Raw genomic sequence first — 6,077 nt, 5'->3', positions numbered from 1 at the left:
CAGTTTGCTTGATACTAATTTTTAAAGAGCGATGCTCTGCAGCTCAAGGCTGCTTAAAGAGCGTTGACCGCTTTCGCTGGTCAGGGCTGCGTATTCTACGCAACTCTTGGTGTTCGTCAAGCGTTGAATCAAACTTTATTTCGTTGTCTTCAAACTCTTGTGACCGTTGGCGTGTTGCCCCGTGTCAGTGGATGCGCATTATAGGGAGCCGCGATTTTTGCGCAAGGGCTTTTTTGACGTTTTTTGTCACTTTAAAACCGTTCGCTCAAAATTCATACTGCAGCGGTTTTTTTGACTAGTTTTGATCTGATTCAAGTTGCCTTTGACGTGAACACTTATAATAGTCATATGAAATGCAATTAAAGGTGGCTATATGCAAATTTTGGATGCACAAAAGGAAAACAAAATAGTGCCCCTGTTCCGGCTGGGGTTTCGCGTATTTTTTCTTGGCGGAGCCTTGTTCTCCTGCCTGGCCATGCTGGTGTGGCTGCTGTCTTTAAGAGGTATGGCACTGCTGCCCGGTGTCAGCAACCCTATCTGGTGGCACGCTCATGAAATGATCTTTGGTTTTGGTCTGGCCATTATCGCGGGGTTTGTACTTACCGCCATGCAGAACTGGACTGGCATTCCCGGCGTGCGCGGCTGGCCGCTGGCGCTGGTTTCCGGTCTCTGGCTGCTGCCCCGCTTGCTGATGCCGTTGCGAGGCGAGCTGAACGACCTGGTGATAGTGCTGGATTTACTCTGGTTGCCCTTGGTCGCCGGCTTTCTGGCGCGGCCGGTTATTCAGGTAAAGCAATGGCGCAATCTGTTCTTTGCTCCCCTGCTGATGTTTATGATGTTGCTAAACGCGCTCAGCTACTACGCGGCATTCAGCCATAACTGGCTGCTGGCGGAGCGGGTGTTCACAACCGCCGTGTTGGCGATTGCCGCTCTTATTACTGTTATGGGCGGCCGGGTGATTCCGTTTTTTACTGCCCGAGCCACCGGTACCGACAAACCTGAAGCCATTCCTGCACTGGAGAAACTGGCACTGGGCTCTATCTGGCTGGCCACCCTGGGCTGGTTGATGCTGCCGAGAACCTCGCTGTTTAATGGTTTACTGACCTTGGTACTGGTGATTGCCGCTGTGACGCACTTTGTTCGCTTATCCCGCTGGAACAACAAGCTGACCAAAGACATTCCGCTGCTGTGGGTGCTGCACATCGGTTATTTGTTTGTTCCACTGGGGCTGCTGGCCATGGCGGCCGCCATCCTTAACTGGGGCATTACAGTGTCACTGGCCAGTCACTGGCTCACTGCCGGTGCCATGGGCACGGTAATCCTGGGTATGATTGCCCGTGTGTCTCTGGGCCACTCGGGCCGGCCACTGGAGCTGAAAAAGCCCATGGTCATCGCCTTTATGCTGGTGATTATTGCCGGCCTGGTGCGCGCTCTGTTACCCATGCTGGCCCCCGGCCTGACCCGTATGGCTTATGATGTGAGCGCTTTGGCCTGGGTGATGGCCTTTGGTCTCTTCTGCCGGATTTACTGGCCCATACTGACACAGCCCAGAGCAGATGGACGCCCCGGCTGAGGGCGTAAAAACGAAGAGCAGAAAACAAAAGAAAAGGGAGAAGACCTGGTCTTCTCCCTTTCACGTTATTTGTGCTGCCCGGTTACTGGTTCAGTACCAGACCGTTGTCGTCGGCATCGAGTGTCAGTGCTTTACCGGGCACCACTTTGCCAGAGAGCATGGCCTGAGCCAGGGGATCTTCCACCTTGCTCTGAATGGTCCGCTTGAGCGGCCTTGCACCAAACAGCGGATCGAACCCGGCAGAAGCCAGCTTGTCCAGCAGGGCATCGGTCACCGACACGTCATAGTCCATGGCCTCAAGCCGCTGCACCAGCCCTTGCAGCTGAATGCGGGCAATGGACTTGATCTGCTCCTGCGCCAGCGGATGGAACACCACTATTTCGTCGATACGGTTAATAAACTCGGGACGGAACTGATGCCCCAGCACCTCCATCAGCATGGCCTTCATCTGATCATAATCTTTGGAAGCACTGTGCTCCTGAATAAGATCCGATCCGATGTTGGAGGTCATGATCACCACCGTATTACGGAAATCCACGGTACGGCCCTGACCATCGGTCAGGCGGCCGTCATCCAGCACCTGCAGCAGAATGTTGAACACGTCCGGGTGCGCTTTTTCCACCTCGTCCAGCAGGATCACCGAGTAGGGTTTGCGCCGCACCGCCTCGGTCAGGTAACCGCCTTCCTCATAGCCCACGTAACCGGGAGGCGCGCCCACCAGACGGGACACAGAGTGCTTCTCCATAAATTCCGACATATCGATGCGCACCATGGCGTCACGGCTGTCGAACAGAAAATCCGCCAGCGCCTTGCACAGCTCGGTTTTGCCCACCCCGGTGGGGCCCATAAACAGGAAGGAGCCCACCGGCCGGTTGGGATCCGACAACCCCGCCCGGCTGCGGCGAATGGCATTGGAAACCGCATCCACCGCCTCGTTCTGGCCAATCACCTGCTCATGCAGGCTGTCTTCCATACGCAACAGCTTGTCTTTTTCCCCTTCCAGCATTTTGGCCACGGGAATGCCGGTCCAGCGCGACAGCACATCGGCAATTTCTTCATCGGTAACCCGGTTTTTCAGCAGGTGCTGCTCCTGCATCTCGGCCTGAGCGGCCAGATCCAGCTGTTTCTCCAGCTCGGGAATGCGGCCATACTGCAGCTCGGACATACGCGCCAGATCGCTGGCCCGGCGGGCCACTTCCAGCTCCTGACGAACCTGCTCCAGCTCGGCTTTGATATGCTGAGTGCCTGCCAGTGCGGCTTTTTCAGAGGTCCATACCTCTTCCAGCTCGGCATATTCCTTTTCTTTCTCGTCCAGCTCGTCGCGAATAAGCTGCAACCGTTTGCGGCTGCCTTCGTCGTCTTCCTTAAGCAGCGCCTGCTCTTCCAGCTTGAGCTGAATAATACGCCGGTCGAGTTTATCCAGCGGCTCGGGCTTTGAGTCGATCTGCAGACGAATGCTGGACGCCGCTTCATCGATCAGATCAATGGCCTTGTCGGGCAACTGACGATCGGCAATGTAGCGGTGAGACAGCGTCGCCGCCGCCACGATGGCCGGATCCGTGATCTGCACATGGTGGTGCAGCTCATAGCGTTCTTTAAGACCACGCAAAATGGCGATGGTGTCTTCCACCGTCGGCTGATCGACCAGCACTTTCTGAAAACGCCGCTCCAGCGCTGCGTCTTTTTCCACATACTGACGATATTCATCCAGTGTGGTCGCACCCACACAGTGCAACTCACCCCGGGCCAGCGCCGGTTTGAGCATATTGCCTGCGTCCATGGCCCCTTCGCCCTTGCCGGCCCCCACCATGGTGTGCAGCTCGTCGATAAAGAGGATCACCCTGCCCTCTTCCTTGGCAAGCTCGTTCAGCAGCGCCTTGAGCCGCTCTTCAAACTCACCGCGATATTTGGCACCGGCGATCAACGCGCCCATATCAAGTGACAGTACCCGTTTGTTCTTGAGCCCTTCCGGTACCTCACCGTTAATAATGCGCTGGGCCAGTCCTTCGGCAATGGCGGTTTTACCCACGCCGGGTTCACCGATCAGCACAGGGTTGTTCTTGGTGCGCCGTTGCAGCACCTGAATGGTACGGCGAATTTCATCATCCCGGCCGATCACCGGATCCAGCTTGCCCTGCTCGGCCCGCTCGGTGAGATCGATGGTGTACTTTTCCAGTGCCTGACGATTTTCTTCCGCATTCGGATCATCTACCTTCTGGCCGCCACGCACTTGATCAATGGCCTTGGTAAGCCTGTCTTTGGTCAGCCCCACCCGCTTGAGCAACTCACCCAGCTCGCCCTTGTCATCAAGGGAGGCAAGCAGAAACAGTTCGGAAGAGATGTAGGCATCCTTACGCTGCTGAGCCAGCTTGTCGCACTGGTTCAACAGCCGGCCCAGCACAGGGGATACCTGCACATCCATATCGCCGCCGCTGACTTTGGGCAGGCGGTCAAGAGATTTATCGAGCTCTACCCGCAGGGCATTGCCGTCCACGCCGGCAGTGGTGAGCAGCGGGCGTATGGTGCCGCCCTCCTGGTTAAGCATGGCTACCAGCAAGTGAGCCGGTTCTATATAGGCATGATCCCGCCCCAGCGCCATTGACTGGGCGTCTTGCAGGGCAAGTTGAAATTTACTGGTAAGACGATCAAGACGCATCAGCTTTCTCCTCAAACGCCCGCACAGCGGGCATACAAGCTTAATTCTGATACTAAGAATGGGGACTTTCGACGAATTTTCAACCGGTGCTTATTGGTTTTTACTCATTTAGCCAGACCATGGTGGCCATGCGTCCGGTCTGGCCGTCGCGCCGGTAGGAAAAAAATCGTTCAGAGTCAGTGAAGGTGCAGTATTTACCACCGTAGATATGGTGCACCCCAGCTGCTGCCAGCCGCAGCCGGGCCAGATGGTAAATATTGGCCAGCCACTTCTCTCCATGAGCCACAAAGGCATCTTGCGCCAGCGCCGAGTGCGCCATAAAGGCATCGCGCACTTCGCTTCCCACTTCAAAGGCAGTGGGGCCTATGGCCGGGCCCAGCCAGACCAGCACAGAGGCAGGATCCGCGTCCATTTCCTGCAGGGTGGCTTCCAATATGCCGGCAGCCAGCCCGCGCCAGCCGGCATGGGCAGCTCCCACTACGGTACCGGCTTCATCACAGAATAGCACCGGCAGGCAGTCTGCCGTCATCACAGTACAAATCTGTCCGGGTGTACGGCTGATCACCGCATCGGCGGTAAGATTGTCGTTTTCTGCCGGCAGGGTGAGCACACGAGTGCCGTGCACCTGTTCCAGCCACAACGGATCTTCCGGCAGATTAAGACACGCCGCCAGTCGCTCCCGGTTGGCGCGCACATGGGAGATATGATCGCCCACATGAGCGCCCAGATTCAGGCTGTGCCAGGGTGCCGCACTCACGCCGCCGGTGCGGGTGCTTTGCGCCGATCCAACATTGGCTGGTACCGGCCAGTTAGGCAGAATTATATCCATACCAGATCATCCGGATGTGCCTGGGTGTCGGCGCGCAGCACCTCAACTAGTTTAACCATGTCGTCGGGAATGGGGGCATGCCATTCCATCAGCTCGCCGCTGATGGGATGTTCCAGCCGCAGCATCACCGCATGCAGCGCCTGGCGTTTAAAGCCCCGCAAAAAATCCATCAGCTCGGGCTCGGCAGCACGGGGCGGCTTGAGCCGGCCACCGTATACCGGATCACCGACCAGCGGGTGCTTGAGATGGGCCATATGCACACGAATCTGGTGGGTGCGGCCGGTTTCCAGCCGTACCCGCAAGCGGGTGTGGGCGCGGAATTTTTCCATCACTCGATAGTGGGTCACCGCCGGCTTGCCGGAAGGCGTTACCGCCATCTGAATACGTTGAGTAGGGTGACGGCCAATATTGGCGTCCACCGTGCCGCCGGCAGTCATATGACCAATGGCCACGGCTTCATATTCCCGGGTAATATTGCGCGCCTGCAAGGCGGTAACCAGATGGGTTTGCGCCGGTATGGTCTTGGCCACTACCATCAGGCCAGTGGTGTCTTTATCGAGCCGGTGCACTATCCCGGCTCTGGGCACCTCGGCAATGGCCGGACAATGATGCAGCAACGCATTGAGCAAAGTGCCGTCGGGAGTGCCGGCACCCGGGTGCACCACCAGACCGGCAGGCTTGTTGATCACCATGATGTCGTCGTCTTCATAGACGATGTTCAGTTCAATGGCCTGAGGCTCGAACCGGACTTCGTCTTCCAGCTCGGCATTCACCACCACCTGCTGGCCGGGCAGCACTTTTTCCCGGGGCTTGCTGACGACGGCACCGTCAATTTGCACCAGATCCTGCTGAATCCAGGTTTTAATGCGAGAACGGGAATAATCGGGGAACATTTCCGCCAACGTCTGGTCCAGACGTTGACCGTATTGATGATCGGCAACAACGCCGTTCAGTTCTATATGCTGGCTCATGAAGACCACTGGTTACCAAATGATATTTAATTGGTTATTCTAGCGGTT

General features: G+C 56.8%; 4 protein-coding genes. 1 reads left to right on the top strand and 3 read right to left on the bottom strand.

Annotated features, from left to right (window positions below):
- The first annotated feature begins 373 nt into the window (after positions 1-373).
- Positions 374-1,573 (top strand): NnrS family protein, encoded by a 1,200-nt coding sequence (locus tag R0I78_RS03250; protein ID WP_317074297.1) that lies wholly within the window; start codon positions 374-376, stop codon positions 1,571-1,573.
- 82 nt (positions 1,574-1,655) lie between these two features.
- Here R0I78_RS03250 and clpB read toward each other — a convergent pair whose 3' ends face one another.
- The 3 genes from clpB to rluD form a co-directional block, all read right to left on the bottom strand.
- Positions 1,656-4,229 (bottom strand): ATP-dependent chaperone ClpB, encoded by a 2,574-nt coding sequence (clpB, locus tag R0I78_RS03245; protein WP_317074296.1) that lies wholly within the window; start codon positions 4,227-4,229, stop codon positions 1,656-1,658.
- 100 nt (positions 4,230-4,329) lie between these two features.
- Complete coding sequence (gene pgeF, locus R0I78_RS03240) at positions 4,330-5,058, bottom strand: peptidoglycan editing factor PgeF (protein ID WP_317074295.1); 729 nt, start codon at positions 5,056-5,058, stop codon at positions 4,330-4,332.
- Positions 5,049-6,029, bottom strand: coding sequence for a 23S rRNA pseudouridine(1911/1915/1917) synthase RluD (gene rluD, locus R0I78_RS03235; protein WP_317074294.1), 981 nt, complete (start codon positions 6,027-6,029; stop codon positions 5,049-5,051). Before rluD ends, pgeF begins: the two co-directional genes overlap by 10 nt.
- Positions 6,030-6,077 lie beyond the last annotated feature (48 nt).

The organism is Oceanimonas sp. CAM02 (genome assembly GCF_032842915.1).
Classification (GTDB): domain Bacteria; phylum Pseudomonadota; class Gammaproteobacteria; order Enterobacterales; family Aeromonadaceae; genus Oceanimonas; species Oceanimonas smirnovii.
The sequence above is the reverse complement of the archived record's forward strand: the minus strand, read 5'-3'. Positions and strand labels throughout refer to the sequence as shown.

Excerpts from the sequence above, each read along its gene's own strand:
- R0I78_RS03250 (WP_317074297.1), top strand. The coding sequence starts at position 374 with ATGCAAATTTTGGATGCACAAAAGGAAAACAAAATAGTGCCCCTGTTC.
- clpB (WP_317074296.1), bottom strand. The coding sequence starts at position 4,229 with ATGCGTCTTGATCGTCTTACCAGTAAATTTCAACTTGCCCTGCAAGAC.
- pgeF (WP_317074295.1), bottom strand. The coding sequence starts at position 5,058 with ATGGATATAATTCTGCCTAACTGGCCGGTACCAGCCAATGTTGGATCG.
- rluD (WP_317074294.1), bottom strand. The coding sequence starts at position 6,029 with ATGAGCCAGCATATAGAACTGAACGGCGTTGTTGCCGATCATCAATAC.